Raw genomic sequence first — 15004 nt, forward strand, 5'->3', positions numbered from 1 at the left:
CCATGCGGCTCCTTCCGCACTTGCCGGCCATAATCAGACCGTTTTTCGCTGCTGCTGCTCTTGGCGAAAAGCAGCGTAGGAATACCCGTAGCTGAAAAGGGCAGTGCCAATTATCAGTGCCAGCATCATGCGGGGCGTCCAGGTGGGGGGTAATACCAGCGCCAGGCCCACTATCAGCAGGCCCGCTATGCAGAACAGGATGCCGCCGGCCCGGTGCGTGCGCGCCCACACACTGGGGCTTTCCAGCGTCCAGGGGGTGCGGATGCCAACGAAATAGTTGGGCTGTACGGTGGTAAGGTAGTTGCCCAGGAAGACGAAGAATACGCCGACAAGCACCGCGATGCCCGTCGCCGAGGCGGCGTTGGGGTGCAGCCCAAGGTATACTGAATAGCAGGCTATGCCGCTAAGCAGGCCCACCACGGCCAGGCGTAGCTTCTGGAAATTGACATTGCTGCCATCGAGCCGGCGCTTAGGGTCGAAGTGGGGCAGCAGCGTGAGCAGCAGGGCCGTGCCCAGCGGCAAAGCCAGGGTAAACAGCCACAGGTTCTGGCGGCTGGTGTAGCCATTCACCTGGCCATTGGTACCGAAATGGGAGGGAACCTGCGCGGGCAGTTCCGCCCACACATATCCGAGATAAACCGATGGAATTGCCAGGACCACGAGGGTTAGCACTTGCCAAATGAGGAGGTTCTTTTTCATGATTACAGAAAGCAAAAGATGAGGAAAGGGAAAAGCTTAGGATTTGAATTGGTAGAGCCAGCCCAGCAATTCGTCGAACACCGTCATGTTGAGGGTGTAGACCACAAATTGGCCCTGCTTCTGGCTGGTAACGAGGTCGGCCTGGCGTAGCAAATCGAGGTGGTGACTGATGGTGGGAGCCGAAAACTGGAACTGCTCGGCGATGGCCCCGGCGGTAGCCGGGCCGCCGCGCAGCCGCTCCAGGATGGCGCGTCGCGTGGGGTCGTTCAGGGCCTTGAAGAGAGCATTCATCTGGTTGTTTTAATGATTAGGCAAATATCTAAATAATATCTGAATAAAAAAAGGCGCGGCTCTTTTTTGGAGGGCTGCGCCTTTTTAGGTTGTCATAAGCGTTGGCAATTTGGGCCAGCAGGCGGCAGTGGTTAGGCGGGCTGCTGGGCCGCCGCTTCGGCCGCTTTTTCGGGGCGACTGCCCCAGCCCATGCCGCAGCGATTCTGCATTTGCTGGCGGAATTTTTCGCGGGCATCGGGGCTCAGGTGTTCCATGCGGCCGGCTATGCGCTGCTGCCATTCGCGGCGCTTGCGGGCCCATCCGCCGGGCCGCCCACCCCCCCGGAACCCGCCGAACAGAATCCGGCTCAGCACGAGCAGGCCCAGGGTTTGGGCCAGGCCGATGGTGGGGAGATGAAACAGGTCGGGCATCAGCCAGTTCCACAACGCCTGCGTGGCAAGCACGGCAACGGTGATGAACAGTGCCGCGAAGAAAAAGAAACGGAGGCCGCGAAGCAGCCAGAATTTACGGTCCATAATGAGGGTAGTAGTTAGTTGTCAGTTGTTGGTTGTCAGTTACCCGTTGTTATGTGTTTATTATTTAGGTATTTATGCTTGAATAATAACTGACAACGAGCACCTGGCAACTAAAAGCTAATCGGTAAACAGTTCGGTGTAGAGTTTTTGCAGCCGTTTGCGGAGGTGCAGCACGGCGTAGTGCTTGCGCGAAATCAGGGTTTTGAGCGGGACGCCGGTTTCGGCCTCCATCTCGCGGAAGGTCTTGTCTTCCAGCTCGTGCCACACAAATACCTGGCGCTGGGCGGCGGGCAGTTCAGCCAGGGCATCGCTGAGGGCTTCCATGAGGGTTTCGCGCAGCAGGCGGTTTTCGGGCGAGTCGTCGGGGGCGGGCAGCAGGTCGGCCAGCAGCAGGCCTTCGCCGTCGTCGGAGGCCTCGGCCGCGCCGAAGGCCGCTTCGAGGCTCACGGGGCGCTTGCGGCGGTAGAGGTCGGTGATGCGGTTGCGGGCCACCCGGAAAAGCCAGGCCGCCGCCTGCTCCACGGGTTTGAGCAGCCGGTAGCTTTCCACGAGCTCGGCAAAGACGTCCTGCAGGAGGTCTTCGGCCTCGGCTTCATCAGGAATGCGCCGGCGGATAAACTGCAGCAGCCGGGGCCGCTGCTGCCGCACGGCTTCGGCAATCTGGCGGTCTTGCTGCGAAGCCGACATGGGCAGGAGGGGAGAGGGAAGCGAAAGAGCCAGGGTTTCCATTGTGCCTAAGCAGACGCCGGCCCCCCGAAATTACTTTATTTATTGTAGCCTAAACTCACCGTAAACGTCATACTGAGCTTGTCGAAGCATCTTTACCTAATAGCTAACCCAATCGATTAGATTACCTGCACGGTAGAGATGCTCCGGCTGCGCGTACGCCAGATGAGCACGACGTTCATCCATTGTAACGCTCTGCCCTGAAATTCACCCCCTGATTTTTCGTTTTTCAGGGTACCTTTGCCGGCCGGCCGGCTGCACGTTGCTCATTCGCCGGCCCTTCTGCATGGACCAAACCGTTTCCCAAACCATTCCCGAAGTCATTCGGACCGTTCCGCTTCAGTACTACGTCTTTTTCGCCTCGGCCCTGTTTGCCATCGGGGTTACGGGGGTACTGGTGCGGCGCAATGCCATCATCATCTTCATGTGCGTCGAGCTGATGCTCAATGCGGTGAATATCCTGCTGACGGCCTTTTCGGCCTACCGGGCCGACCCCAACGGGCAGATTTTCGTGTTCTTCATCATGGCCGTGGCCGCTGCCGAAGTATCGGTGGGCCTGGGCATCATCGTCATGATTTACCGCAACTTCCAGACCACCGACGTTAATCTGCTCAGCCGGCTCAAATGGTGAATGAGCGAATGAGCGAATGAGTGAATGCGCCTTAGCCGTTCGCTCTGCCGCTCGTTCAACTCGCCTCATTCACTCATTCGCTCAGTCACTCCCTCATGCAAGAAACCGTTCTCCCCGGCGCCAACGCCCCGTATTCTACATTCATCTACGTCCTTATTCCGCTGTTGCCCTTCCTGGGCTTTTTGCTGAACGGGCTGCTGAACCGCAAGCTTTCCGGCACCCTAGCCGGCCTCATTGGTAGCGCTACCGTGCTGGGCTCGTTCCTGATTTCGGTGATGCTTTTTCTCAATTTTGAGTACCAGTACACCGTGCAGCTGTTCGACTGGATTTCCGTCGGCTCGCTTCAGATACCCTTCCAGTATCAGATTGACCAGCTTAGCCTGATTATGCTGCTGCTGGTAACGGGCGTGGGCTTTCTCATTCACGTCTACAGCATCGGCTACATGCACCACGACGAGAACGTGGGCAAGTTCTTCAGCTTCCTGAACCTGTTCATTTTCAGCATGCTGCTGCTGGTGATGGGCGCCAATTTCGTCATCCTCTTCATCGGTTGGGAAGGCGTGGGCTTGTGCTCCTACCTGCTCATCGGCTTCTGGAACAAGAACACCGCCTACAACAACGCCGCCAAGAAGGCCTTCATCATCAACCGCATCGGCGACCTGGGCTTCCTGCTCGGCATCTTCCTGATTTACCTCACCTTCAACTCGGTGCAGTACGCCGAGGTGTTCCAGAAGGCCAGCCTGGGCGAGTTTGGTACCTATGGCGTGGGCATCTGCACGGCCATCACGCTGCTGCTGTTTGTGGGCGCGATGGGCAAATCGGCCCAGCTGCCGCTCTACACCTGGCTGCCCGATGCCATGGCCGGCCCCACGCCGGTTTCGGCCCTCATCCACGCCGCTACCATGGTTACGGCGGGCATCTACATGGTGCTGCGGGCCAACGTTTTGTTCACGCTCGCGCCCGACACGCTGCAGGTGGTAGCCATCGTGGGCGCGGCCACGGCACTGTTTGCCGCTACCATCGGCCTGGCCCAAAACGATATCAAGAAGGTGCTGGCGTACTCCACGGTGTCGCAGCTGGGCTATATGTTCCTGGCGCTGGGCGTGATGGGCTACTCCACTGCGCTGTTTCACGTTCTCACCCACGCCTTCTTCAAGGCGCTGATGTTCCTCGGGGCCGGCTCGGTCATTCACGCCATGAGCAACGAGCAGGACCTGCGCCGCATGGGCGGCCTGCGCAAGGCGCTGCCCATCACGTTCGTCACTTTCCTCATCGGCTGCCTGGCCATTTCGGGCATTCCGCCGTTCTCGGGCTTCTTCTCGAAAGATGAAATCCTGGCGCACGCCTTTGAGCACAGCAAAGTGCTGTGGGCCATGGGCTTGCTCACGGCCTTCCTCACGGCGTTCTACATGTTCCGCCTGCTGTTCCTGGCTTTCTTTGGCGAGTTCCGCGGCACCGCCGAGCAGAAGCATCACCTGCACGAGTCGCCCGCTTCGATGACCTTTCCGCTCATTGTTCTGGCCATTCTGGCGGCCGTGGGCGGCTTTATGGGTGCGCCCATGTTCACGGGCGGGCATCACTACCTGGCCGAATACCTGGCCCCGATATTTACCTACTCGCAGCGCCTGATGCCGGAGGTTTTCTCGGCTGAGCCCGACCACAATACCGAGCTGATGCTGATGGGCCTGTCGGTAGCCGCCGGCTTGTTGGGCATCATCCTGGCCTACGTATTCTACGTGGCCCGCGCCCAGCGCCCGGCCGAGGACGAGGCGCACCGCTCGGCTCCCGAGAGCCTGGTGTACCACAAGTATTACATCGACGAGCTGTACAACAGCCTGTTCACGCGGCCCATTATGGCGCTGTCGTCGGGCCTCTATAAGTTTGTGGAAAACGGGGTAATCAACCCCGTAGTGGGTGTTTTTGGTCGCGCCGTGAATGGCGGCGGCCAGCTGCTCCGCTACGTGCAGACCGGGGCCGTGGAAACGTACCTGATTCTGATGGTCGTCGGTATCGTACTGATTCTGGGACTGAACTTCGCCCGCTTCTAGGCTGCTAAATGGCTATTCCTAATCAACTCGGCAACATGAAAGCATTTGCTGCGCGCGGCTTTGTTATACTGGCTTGCTGGGCTATGGTAGCCTGCGGAAAAGATGCCCGTGACCAGTTTGTGGGCGAGTGGAAAAGTGCCACCACTGATGCGGAAACGCATACCATCATCAGGCGTTCGGGCGATGACTTCTTCATTAGCGAAGGCAGGCAGGACCTGGTGGGCAAGTACGACGAGGCGACCAAAAGCCTGCTGATTGACAACGGCACCCGCAAAGTACCCGTGTTGTATATCCCCGAATCCGACCAGATTGTGGTATCCGCCGGTGGCAAAAGCGCCCGGTTTGCGCGGGTAAAATAAGCTGTTAATTCAGCGTATCGGGGGTAATGTGAGCCGGTGGGAGTATTGCGCCAATTATGTTGGGACGCCGCAAGCGCGACTATTTTATCGTAAATAATAGTCATTGTCAATTACTTTAATCAGGCCTTGTAAAGGCGGATTGGGCAGTAAGAGCAACTTTTTTGGATAGATAGGGTATAGCAGCCTATCCAATGCGGGCCGCAGGGCCGGCAGCGGATTTTGTTTCTATTCCTTCACCTCAAAAAATATGCATCCAACACCTAACTTCCTACGGGGTCTGGCACTTGGCGCAGTCATGCTGGGCATGGCAGCGCCATTGGCACAAGCCCAAACCGCTGACAGAAAGACGGCCCTCAGTGCCAATGTCGGACTGTTGCAGTACCGTGGCAACATGGGAACTGATTTCTGGGACCGTTCCGAACCCGACCTCGAAGTGGGCGGCGGTGGTACCATCAGTCGTTACCTGTCGCCTTCGTTCGATGTGGCCTTGCTTGGCTACTATCAGACGTATAAGTTCAGCAGCGAAGTACGAGCCGGCGACAACTTCGAGGCGCGCATCGGCATGGTGGACCTGGGCATTAAGCTCAAACTCAACAACGGTAAGATTCTCAAGGAAGATGCCCGCATTCAGCCCTACCTGATGGGTGGCGGCGGCATGTTTCTGACCAATAGCACAGGCCGCGCTAATGGCCAGAACTTTTTCAACCAGATTCGCCGGCCCGAGGTATTTGGCCTGGCTGGTATCCGGGTGCGCCTCAGCGATGCTGTGTCGCTGGACCTGACCACCAGCCAGCACTATCCCTTTACCGAACGGGTTGATAACCTCTACGGTAGCCCGGATGACAAGCTGTACGACCGGTTCCTGCTGCACCAGGCTGGTGTGACGGTAGCCTTCGGCAAGATGAAGGACGAGGATAAGGACGGCGTATCGGACAAAAAGGACAAGTGCCCCGGCACCCCCGCCGGTGTGGCCGTGGACCCCAACGGCTGCCCCCTGGACAAGGACGGCGACGGTGTGCCCGACTACCAGGATAAGTGCCCCGACGTGAAAGGCGTGGCTGCCCTGCAAGGCTGCCCCGACCGTGACGGCGACGGCGTGACTGATGCCGAAGACAAGTGCCCCGACGTGGCGGGCCTCGCTATCCTGCAAGGCTGCCCCGATGCCGATGGTGACGGCATAACAGATGCCGACGACAAGTGCCCCGGCACCCCGGCTGGTGTGAAAGTGGATGCCACCGGCTGCCCGCTTGACCGCGACGGCGACGGCGTGCCCGACTACCAGGACCGTTGCCCCGACCGTGCCGGCCCCGCCAGCAACAAGGGTTGCCCCGAGATTAAGGCTGAAACCAAGAAGCGCCTGAAAGAAGCCACGAAGTCCATCAACTTCGAATTCAACAAGGCCGTGTTGCTTCCTAGCTCGTACCCAACCTTGAAGGACCTGGCCGCCATCATGGCCGAGTACCCCGACTACACCATGAGCATTGCCGGCCATACCGATAGCAAAGGCGCCGACGATTACAACCTGCGTCTTTCCTATGACCGTGCTGCTTCGGCCCGCACCTACATGCTGAGCCAGACGGTACCCGCCGACCGTATCGAGTCGCGCGGCTACGGCGAGACCAAACCGGTTGCGGACAATGGTACGGCCGCTGGCCAGGCCCTGAACCGTCGCGTCGAATTCGACCTCTACCTCACCGGCGAGCCAAACTCGGCCGAAGTGAAGTACGGCCCGGCGCCCACCATCTCGGAACTGCAGAAAACTCCTGCAGGTCGGCCCACCGCCGGCAAGGCACCCGTGAAAAAAGCTCCCGCCAAAAAGGCTCCGGCCCGGAAGGCCCCTGTGAAGCGCAAGTAAGCCGCCCGCGCGGCAAGCGCTAAGTAAGAAAAACGGCCCGCTCGATGAGAGCGGGCCGTTTTTTTGTGGTCTAAGGAATGTGGTCAGTCTTACGGCAAGCCGTAAGTCACCGCTAGATAGTAGAGCCCGCCCACGCTCGGCCCGCCCAAATAAGACACGTAGTAGTCGTTCAGCACGTTGCTGGCCCCTAGCTTGATGCGCAGGTTGGGCTTGGGCACGGTGTAGCTGATTTGGGCATCGAGCGTGTGGTAAGCCGCCACGGTGCCATTCACCAGGAAGGTTTGGGAGTAATAGCCCTGCTGCCAGCGGTAGTTGAGGCCAAAGCCGAAGTTTTGGTAGGCGTTTTCGTTGCTCAGGCTCAGGTTGTAGGCCCAGCGCGGGGTGTTGAAGCCGTCTTCGAGACCGTCGCCCGATTCGGTGCGGGCGAGGCGAGTGTAGGTGGTGTTGGCCCCAACGAGGTAGCCGCCCGCCAGCTCATAGCGCAGGCCCAGCGAGCCGCCGTAATTGTACACTTTGCTTTGGGCGTTGGTCCAGAGGCGGTAGCGACTTTGGGTATTTTTGCTGGCCAGGTAAATGGCCGTGGAGTCTGGATTCAAGGTTTTGGGCACGTAGGCCTCGACCTGAGCAATGAAGTCGCGGTAGGTGTTGTAGTAAAAGTCGACATCAACCAGCAGGCGGCGGCCGGGCAGCAGGGCCGCCTTGTAGCCCAGCTCCAGCGAACGGATTTGCTCGGGCTTGAGGTAAGTGTACGGGTTTTTGACTAACAGGCGTTTATTCAAATTAATGGCCTGGCTATTAATCGCCTGCTTCTGGGCAACGGTAGCGTTGGCGGGCGTATTGGCGTTTACGTAGGCGGTATTAGCCGCTACGAAAGCGTCGATGCTGGTACGCAGGTAGCTGTTCTCAAACACGCCGTCCGACATCACGCGCAGCCCGCCGATGCGCTTCACCTGCCCGCTGTTCACGTTCGAGAAGCCTTCGAATAAGCTCGGGAAACGGTAGCCGCTCTGGTAGCTCAGCCGGAAATTGGCCTGCTGGCTGGGCAAGTACACGGCGGTGAAGCGCGGGTTGAAGCGGGTGCTGAAATAGTCATTTTTATCGGCCCGCAACGTGGCGGTGAGGCGAATTTTCTCGTTCATCAGCCGCGCACCGGCTTGCAGAAAGCCTCCCGTTTTGCCGTACGTAAGGTTGCTGAACGGGTCCTTTCCCTGCTCAGGATTGACGAAATAGTTGCCGTCGGGCACCACGATGTAGGTGCGGTGGTCGGCCCCGACCAGCAAATCCAGCGTGGTGGGCAGGCGGTGTCCGGCGCGGCGCAGGGCTTCGGCAATGTTCACCTGGCCCTCGGCGTGGAGCAGGTTGGCCCGCACGCGCAGGGCCGCGCCCACGTCCCAGTTATTGATATTCTGCACGTTGTCCAGGCTTTGCTGAAAGGCGGGCGTGCCGGGCTGGGGGCGGCCGGCATCGGCGGCGGCGCGGGCGGTGGCGTGGGCCTGGGCCACGGGCTGGCCGGCCTGGGTGGCGGCGTTCCAGGCGGTGGTGTAGTCGCGGTTCCAAATGGCGTCGGGCTTGAAGCCGCGGTCAATGTTTTCGGCGGCGGAGCGCAGGTTGTAGCTCTGGCCGGTGTTTTCCTGGGTGAAGTAGGCGCGGGCCTGCACCACCGGGCTGGTGAGCTGCAGGGCGTGCTGCTGCAGGCGGTAGCCCTGCAATTGAAAGCGGTTCGAGCGCTGGTACACGTTGTTGAACGCGGCCACGCGGTAGGTGTAGGCCAGCTCGGTGCCGGGGCGCAGCTTATAGTGCAGCGCGGCATCGGCCTTGATGATTTTCAGGTGGTAGTCCACCACGTCCTTTTCGGCGTAGCCGGTGCGGGCCACCTGGTAGTTTTTGCCACCCAGGCTCAGCGTGCTGCGGTCCGGCGACTCGTTGCCGTAGCCGTTCACGGGGTCGCGGGCGGGGTTTTCGGTGCCAAATAACCTCGTGTTGGCGTTGCCGTTGGGGTTGATGTCGGTCTGGTCGTGGGCCACCCAGTCGTAGCCGCGCAGGTAGCTGCCATTTACCTTAAAGGCCAGCTTCGGGCTCAGCGCCTTCGCGTAGCGCAGGCTGGTTTCGGAGAAGAGTCTGGCCCCGCTGTTCGGGTCGCCAAGGTGATTGAGTCCGGTTTTCTGCTGTACGCTCAGGCCTTCGTAATTGAAGGGGTTCCTGGTCTGGAAATTGGCGAGTCCGTTGATGGCATTCATGCCGTAGAGCGCGGCGGCCGTGCCGGGCACGATTTCCACCGACAGGATATCCAAATCATTCGGCCCCAGCACGTTCCCAACCGGCCCGCCAATGTGCGGGGCCTGATTATCGATGCCATCGACTAATTGGGCAAAGCGCACGTTGGTCGTGTTGGTGAAGCCCCGCGCATTAATCACCTTAAAGGCTAGGCTGGGCGTAATCACCTGCACGCCCTTGAGGTGCTCGATGGCGTCGAAAAACGAAGGCGCGGGCGTGAGCCGCAGGGCGCGGGCGTTGAGCTTTTCCACCGTTACCGGCGAGTGCAAGAAGCTTTCCTCGACTTTAGAAGCCGACACCACGACCTCCTCTAAATCTACTTTTTTGCGGGTTGTGTCGGCCGGAACAGGTCTTTGAGCATGAGCGGCCAGCGTGGAGAAAGCAGCCATTGCCAGCAGCCCGGCACGGAAGGACATGAGTAGGGATGGCATCATTGAAAACCCGTTATATTCACAAAGATATAACGCGTCCGACTATGCCTGCTATTCCTGCAGCCGCTGGGTTTCGAGGGTCATGAATGCCTGAAAACGCGTCTGCAACTCCTGAAACGCCGTGATGGCGACCTGGCCCGCTTCCGTGACCACCGCGCCACCGCCCCGGGCCCCGCCGGTTTGGGTGGCTACCAGCGGGGAAGTAGCCTGCGCATTCATTGAGCTGACCAAATCCCAGGCCCGCTTGTAGGACATACCCATGGCCTGCGCCGCTTTGGAGATGGAGCCCAGCGCCGCAATCTGCTCCAGCAGCTCGAGCCGGCCAATGCCGAGGAAGCGCCCGTCGTCGGTTTCGAGCCAGAGCCGGCCGTTCAGGCGGTAGGTTTTGGCGGGCAGGAACAGGGCTTTCATAAGACCGGAGCAAAGGGCGGCGGGAGCGGGCTCCGCACCTACGGCTTCACGAATTTCAGCTGCTGGGGCTGGCCGGTAGCGGTTTCCACGCGCAGGATGTAGGTGCCGGCGGGCCAGCCGCTGGTGCTTAGGCGCAGGCTGCCGTCGGCCTGGGGCAGGGCGCGGGCGGGCAGGCGGCGGCCCAGCGTGCTGAACACGGCCAGGCTGCCGGCCCGCAACGGCTGGCCGGCCCGAATGGTCAGCTCGTCGCCGGTGGGGTTGGGGTAGAGAGACAGGGCCGCCGCGGCCGGGCCGGCACCGCGGTTGGCCAGCGCGAGGCGGCTGAGGCGGTAAGGTCGCAGGAAGCGCCACACCTCCCGGCTGGCGCTGATGTCGCGGTTGGTAACGCCGGTAGTGAACGCCGAGCCCGGCCAGGTGTGGCCGCCGCCGATGATGCGATAGTGCTCCACCGCGCTGCCGTTGCGGCCGCCGGCCCACACCTGGCGCTCAGCCGTGCAGCCGTCGGTGGTGTTCGTGTTGGGCACTGCCGTGATGGTGGGCGTAGGGTTGCAGCCGTTCACCTGCACCCAGTGGGCCAGCAGGGTAGGGATGGGCACGAAGTTGAGCGCCGTGCCGCCGGTGTAGGGCACGGTGCCGTCGGCGGTGCCGTGGATTTCGATGATGGGTACCGGCCGGCCGGGCGCGCAGCTGCTCATCCGGCTGGCAATCATGCTGCCCGTGACGGAGCCGATGGCCGCGATGCGCCCGCTGAGCTGGCAGGCCAGCTCGTAGCTCATGAAGCCGCCGTTGCTCATGCCCGTGCTGTAAATGCGGTCGGGGTCGAGGCGGTAGCGGGTGGCCAGGGTATCAAGCAAGGCCGCGAGGAAGGCCACATCATCGACCCCCGTGCCGCGTGGGCCGAAGGTGTTCCAGTTGCGGTTATTGGCCGCGTCGAGGGTGCCGTTGGGGTGCACGATGAGGAAGTTGGCGGTGTCGGCGATGGGCCGGAAGTCGCCGTAGAATTCCTGTTGCTGGTTATTGGAGCCGTAGCCGTGCAGGTTGAACAGCAGCGGTACTGGGCCCGTGGTGCGCGTGTAGATGGCGGGCACGTAGAGGCGGTACTCGCGCACCAGCCCCCCGCTGCGGATGGTGCCGACTACGGTAGTCTGGGCGCGAAGACTGCCCGGGCAGAATGCTAATAGCGCGCTGAGCACCAGCAGGCCGACGGTGGAGAGAAAGGAGTTGCGCATTTTCAGTTCGGGAAAGCAGCGTTATAGCAGTTTCCGAGTCAGTGTACATTTTTGAAAACAGTTAAAAGTTGAGAGTTAAAAGTTAAAACCCAGTATGTCTGACTTTTGACTTTTAACTCTCAACTTTTAACGCTGTACATGGACTTGGAAACCGCTGTAGTTGATGCAGGCAAAGGTAACGGCCGGGACCGAGCCGGGACCGGGCGCGGAATCCAACTGCTTGCTACCTTTCGGCTCCGGGGCCTGGCCGCTTCGGCTTTCGTGTTCATTTCCCCCGCGCTCCATGAAAAAACTCGTTCTTTCCACCACGTTGCTACTGGCCTTCGCCGCGACCCGGGCGCAGGATTTCAAGTACCAAACGCCGCCCCAGGCCATTCAGGATTTGCTGCTGGCCCCGCCCACGCCCCGCGTCAGCCTGGCTTCCGATGGCCGCACGCTGGCCCTGCTGCAAGTGCAGGATTTTCCCACCGTGGCCGAGCTTTCGCAGCCCGAATTACGCCTGGCCGGCCTGCGTTTCAACCCGCGCACCAACGGCCCCAGCCGGGTGAGCTACGCCGTGGGAATCAAGCTGAAAAAGCTGCCCAACGGCCCCGAAACCGAGGTGAAAGGCCTGCCCGCTCAGGCCCGCATCAGCAGCGTGATTTGGTCGCCGGACGATAAAACCATGGCCTTCGCCCTCACCATGCCGGGGGCCGGCACCGATGGCCGCGTGGAACTGTGGGTGGCCGATGTGGCTACCGCCACCGCCCGCCGCCTGCTGGCCGCGCCGCTGAATGATGCCTTCGGCTCGTCGTTCGAGTGGGTATCGGACAGCCAGACCCTGCTGGCCCGCACCGTACTGGCCGGCCGTGGCCCCGCACCGGCCGCCGATGCCGCCCCCACCGGCCCCACCGTGCAGGAAAGCGGCGGTGGCAAGAAGTCCGGAGCCCGCACCTACCAGGATTTGCTGAAAAGCCCCGCCGACGAGCGGGTATTCGACTACTACGCCACCTCGCAGCTGGTGAAGGTGAAGCTGGCCGATGGCAGCGCCCAGCCCATGGGCCAGCCCGGCGTTATTCAAACCGCCAGTTCCTCGCCCGATGGCAAGTACGTGCTGCTGCGCACCCGTCACCGCCCGTACTCGTACCTGCTGCCGCTCAGCAGCTTCCCGCAGCGCCTCGATGTGCTCGACCTGGCTACCGGTGCGCTGGTTCAACCCATCGTCGACCTGCCGCTGGCCGATAACGTCCCCACCAATTTCGACGCCGTGGTGACCGGCCCCCGCGGCCACGCCTGGCGTGCCGATGCGCCCGCGACCATCTACTACGCCGAGGCGCAGGACGGGGGCGACCCCAAGACCAAGGCTGCTATTCGGGATAAGGTCTACACCCTGCCCGCGCCCTTCACCGGCCCGGCGCAGGAGCTGGCCGCGCTGCCGTTGCGCTTCGCGGGCCTGAACTGGGGCAACGACAAACTGGCCCTCGTGGAAGGCTACCGCTGGGCCGACCGCCACCAAACCACCTGGCAGCTGAACCCCGGCACGCCCGCCGCGCCGCTTACCGTGCTCTTCGAAGGCTCGTCGCAGGATACTTACAAGGACCCCGGCACACCTTACGAGCACCGCAACTCCCAGGGCAAGTACGTGCTGCTTACCGGGGGCCCTACCGGCCAGAGTATCTACCTGCTGGGGGCCGGCGCTTCGCCCGAGGGCGACCGGCCTTTCGTGGACGAGCTGGACCTGACGAGTAAGAAAACCACCCGCTGGTGGCGCTCCGAAGCCCCGGTTTACGAAACCCCGGTGGCTATTCTTGATGCCAGCGGCAAGCACCGTGAGCTGCTGACGCGCCGCGAGTCGCTGGCGCAAAACCCGAACTACTACCTGCGCGATGCCAGCAAAAAAGGCCAGCCCAAGGCTGTAACCAACTTCACCAACCCCTACGCAGCCTTCGGCGGCAGCTTCAAAAAGCAGGTGCTGCACTACAAGCGCGCCGATGGCGTGGACCTGACCGCTGACCTCTACCTGCCTCAGAACTACAAGAAAACCGATGGCCCGCTGCCCACGCTGATGGAAGCCTATCCGGTCGAGTTCAAGGATAAAAGCAACGCCGGGCAGGTGAGCGGCTCGCCCTACACGTTCACCCGCCTGAGCTGGGCCTCGCCGGTGTATTGGGTGACGCAGGGTTATGCCGTGCTGGCCAACTCCAGTATTCCGATTGTGGGTGAAGGCAGCAAGGAGCCCAACGACACCTACACCGAGCAGCTGGTGAGCAGCGCCAAAGCCGCCATCGACGAAGGAGCCCGCATGGGCGTGGTGGACCCTGCCCGCGTAGGCGTGATGGGCCACAGCTACGGAGCCTTTATGACGGCCAACCTGCTCTCGCACTCCAACTTGTTCAAGGCTGGCATCGCCCGCAGTGGGGCCTACAACCGCACCCTCACGCCGTTTGGCTTTCAGGGCGAGGAGCGCACGTTCTGGCAGGCCGCGGAGGTGTACAACGCCATGTCGCCGTTCAACTACGCCGATAAAATCAAGACGCCCATTCTGCTCATTCACGGCGAGGTCGACAACAATTCCGGCACTTTCCCCATCCAGACCGAGCGGTATTACGCCGCGCTGAAAGGCCAGGGGGCTACCGCCCGCTACGTGGTGCTGCCCGCCGAGGCCCACAGCTACGCCGCCCGCGAAAACCTGCTCCACATGCTCTGGGAGATGGATTCGTGGCTGAATAAATACGTGAAAGTACCCGCCACGCCAGCGGCTAATTAGGAAGGCAGGGCAGTTTAGGAAATCAGAATAATCTCAGAACGTCATGCTGAGCTTGTCGAAGCATCTCTACCTCAACACTAATTCCTACGAATGGATTAGCTGCGCGGTAACTGTACTTCGGCAAGCTCAGCATGACGTTCTTTTTTTAAACCCGAACATGGCATCAATCGACAAAATTGCCTGGCTGCACCTGCGCGACGGCCAACTCCTGAGTACCCGCAGCCACGGCAAAAACCGGTACTACATCCCCGGCGGCAAGCGCGAAGCCGGCGAAACCGACCACCAAACGCTGCTGCGCGAAATCAGCGAAGAGCTCACCGTGGCCCTCGACCCGGCCAGCCTGGAGCACGCGGGCACCTGGGAAGCGCCCGCCCACGGCCACCCGGCCGGCGTGCTCGTGCGCATGACCTGCTACCGGGCCACCTACACCGGCGAGCTGCAGCCGGCCGCCGAAATTGCGGAAGTGGTGTGGCTGACCTTCCGGCACCGGGAACAGGTCTCGGCCGTTGACCAACTGATTTTTGACTGGCTGCGGGAGCAAGGCTTGCTGGCCGATTAGCGCCGGCTGGGATGGTGAAATCACAACAAAATCCGGACGATGAAGTAAAGCTGAAGGCAAAAGCACCCGCGGCCAATCAGGCTCCGTTGGCGTGATATTTCAGCTACTTAACCCAAGTTGCGGAGTAGTTGGAGAGCACAAAAAAAGTCTGCTCGGCAGAGCAGAAGTAGGTTTGAGGTCTCTAACCGCCTCATTCCTACTTTCCCCATGCGCGAACAGACCGTTGCAAT

Annotated in this window: 13 protein-coding genes; 6 read left to right on the plus strand and 7 right to left on the minus strand. The window is 61.0% G+C overall.

Features of this window, described 5'->3' with window-relative positions:
• Positions 1–33: 33 nt before the first annotated feature.
• The 4 genes from ABD819_RS12635 to ABD819_RS12650 form a co-directional block, all read right to left on the minus strand.
• Positions 34–699, minus strand: coding sequence for an SdpI family protein (locus tag ABD819_RS12635; RefSeq protein ID WP_345124871.1), 666 nt, complete (start codon positions 697–699; stop codon positions 34–36).
• Between the two features lie 36 nt (positions 700–735).
• Positions 736–990, minus strand: a complete 255-nt coding sequence (locus ABD819_RS12640) for an autorepressor SdpR family transcription factor (protein ID WP_342295971.1) — start codon at positions 988–990, stop codon at positions 736–738.
• A gap of 131 nt (positions 991–1121) precedes the next feature.
• The gene (locus ABD819_RS12645) at positions 1122–1505 is read right to left on the minus strand and encodes a hypothetical protein (protein WP_345124879.1); all 384 of its coding nucleotides are present in this window, start codon (positions 1503–1505) and stop codon (positions 1122–1124) included.
• A gap of 117 nt (positions 1506–1622) precedes the next feature.
• A complete protein-coding gene (locus ABD819_RS12650) occupies positions 1623–2192 on the minus strand; it encodes an RNA polymerase sigma factor (protein ID WP_345124881.1) in 570 nt (189 codons plus the stop codon).
• A gap of 325 nt (positions 2193–2517) precedes the next feature.
• Here ABD819_RS12650 and nuoK point away from each other — a divergent pair, with 325 nt between their 5' ends.
• The 4 genes from nuoK to ABD819_RS12670 all read left to right on the plus strand — a co-directional run bounded on the left by nuoK (position 2518) and on the right by ABD819_RS12670 (position 7124).
• On the plus strand, positions 2518–2862 hold the full coding sequence (nuoK, locus tag ABD819_RS12655; RefSeq protein ID WP_227784369.1) for an NADH-quinone oxidoreductase subunit NuoK: 345 nt from the start codon (positions 2518–2520) through the stop codon (positions 2860–2862).
• A gap of 95 nt (positions 2863–2957) precedes the next feature.
• Positions 2958–4910: an NADH-quinone oxidoreductase subunit L gene (gene nuoL / locus ABD819_RS12660; RefSeq protein WP_345124887.1), complete on the plus strand. Its 1953-nt coding sequence runs from the start codon at positions 2958–2960 to the stop codon at positions 4908–4910.
• An 83-nt stretch (positions 4911–4993) separates the two neighbouring features.
• On the plus strand, positions 4994–5269 hold the full coding sequence (locus ABD819_RS12665; RefSeq protein ID WP_345124889.1) for a hypothetical protein: 276 nt from the start codon (positions 4994–4996) through the stop codon (positions 5267–5269).
• 391 nt (positions 5270–5660) lie between these two features.
• Complete coding sequence (locus tag ABD819_RS12670) at positions 5661–7124, plus strand: OmpA family protein (RefSeq protein WP_345124891.1); 1464 nt, start codon at positions 5661–5663, stop codon at positions 7122–7124.
• A gap of 89 nt (positions 7125–7213) precedes the next feature.
• Here the strand turns inward: ABD819_RS12670 and ABD819_RS12675 are convergent, their stop codons facing one another.
• The 3 genes from ABD819_RS12675 to ABD819_RS12685 all read right to left on the minus strand — a co-directional run bounded on the left by ABD819_RS12675 (position 7214) and on the right by ABD819_RS12685 (position 11469).
• The gene (locus ABD819_RS12675) at positions 7214–9814 is read right to left on the minus strand and encodes a TonB-dependent receptor (RefSeq protein ID WP_345124893.1); all 2601 of its coding nucleotides are present in this window, start codon (positions 9812–9814) and stop codon (positions 7214–7216) included.
• Between the two features lie 66 nt (positions 9815–9880).
• Complete coding sequence (locus tag ABD819_RS12680; protein ID WP_345124895.1) at positions 9881–10240, minus strand: winged helix-turn-helix domain-containing protein; 360 nt, start codon at positions 10238–10240, stop codon at positions 9881–9883.
• A gap of 38 nt (positions 10241–10278) precedes the next feature.
• Positions 10279–11469 (minus strand): extracellular catalytic domain type 1 short-chain-length polyhydroxyalkanoate depolymerase, encoded by a 1191-nt coding sequence (locus tag ABD819_RS12685; RefSeq protein ID WP_345124897.1) that lies wholly within the window; start codon positions 11467–11469, stop codon positions 10279–10281.
• 283 nt (positions 11470–11752) lie between these two features.
• Between ABD819_RS12685 and ABD819_RS12690 the strand changes: the two genes are divergently transcribed.
• Positions 11753–14215, plus strand: coding sequence for a prolyl oligopeptidase family serine peptidase (locus tag ABD819_RS12690; protein ID WP_345124899.1), 2463 nt, complete (start codon positions 11753–11755; stop codon positions 14213–14215).
• A gap of 157 nt (positions 14216–14372) precedes the next feature.
• On the plus strand, positions 14373–14774 hold the full coding sequence (locus ABD819_RS12695) for an NUDIX hydrolase (protein ID WP_345124900.1): 402 nt from the start codon (positions 14373–14375) through the stop codon (positions 14772–14774).
• Positions 14775–15004: the final 230 nt, after the last annotated feature.

The organism is Hymenobacter antarcticus (genome assembly GCF_039539545.1).
Taxonomy (GTDB): Bacteria; Bacteroidota; Bacteroidia; order Cytophagales; family Hymenobacteraceae; genus Hymenobacter; species Hymenobacter antarcticus.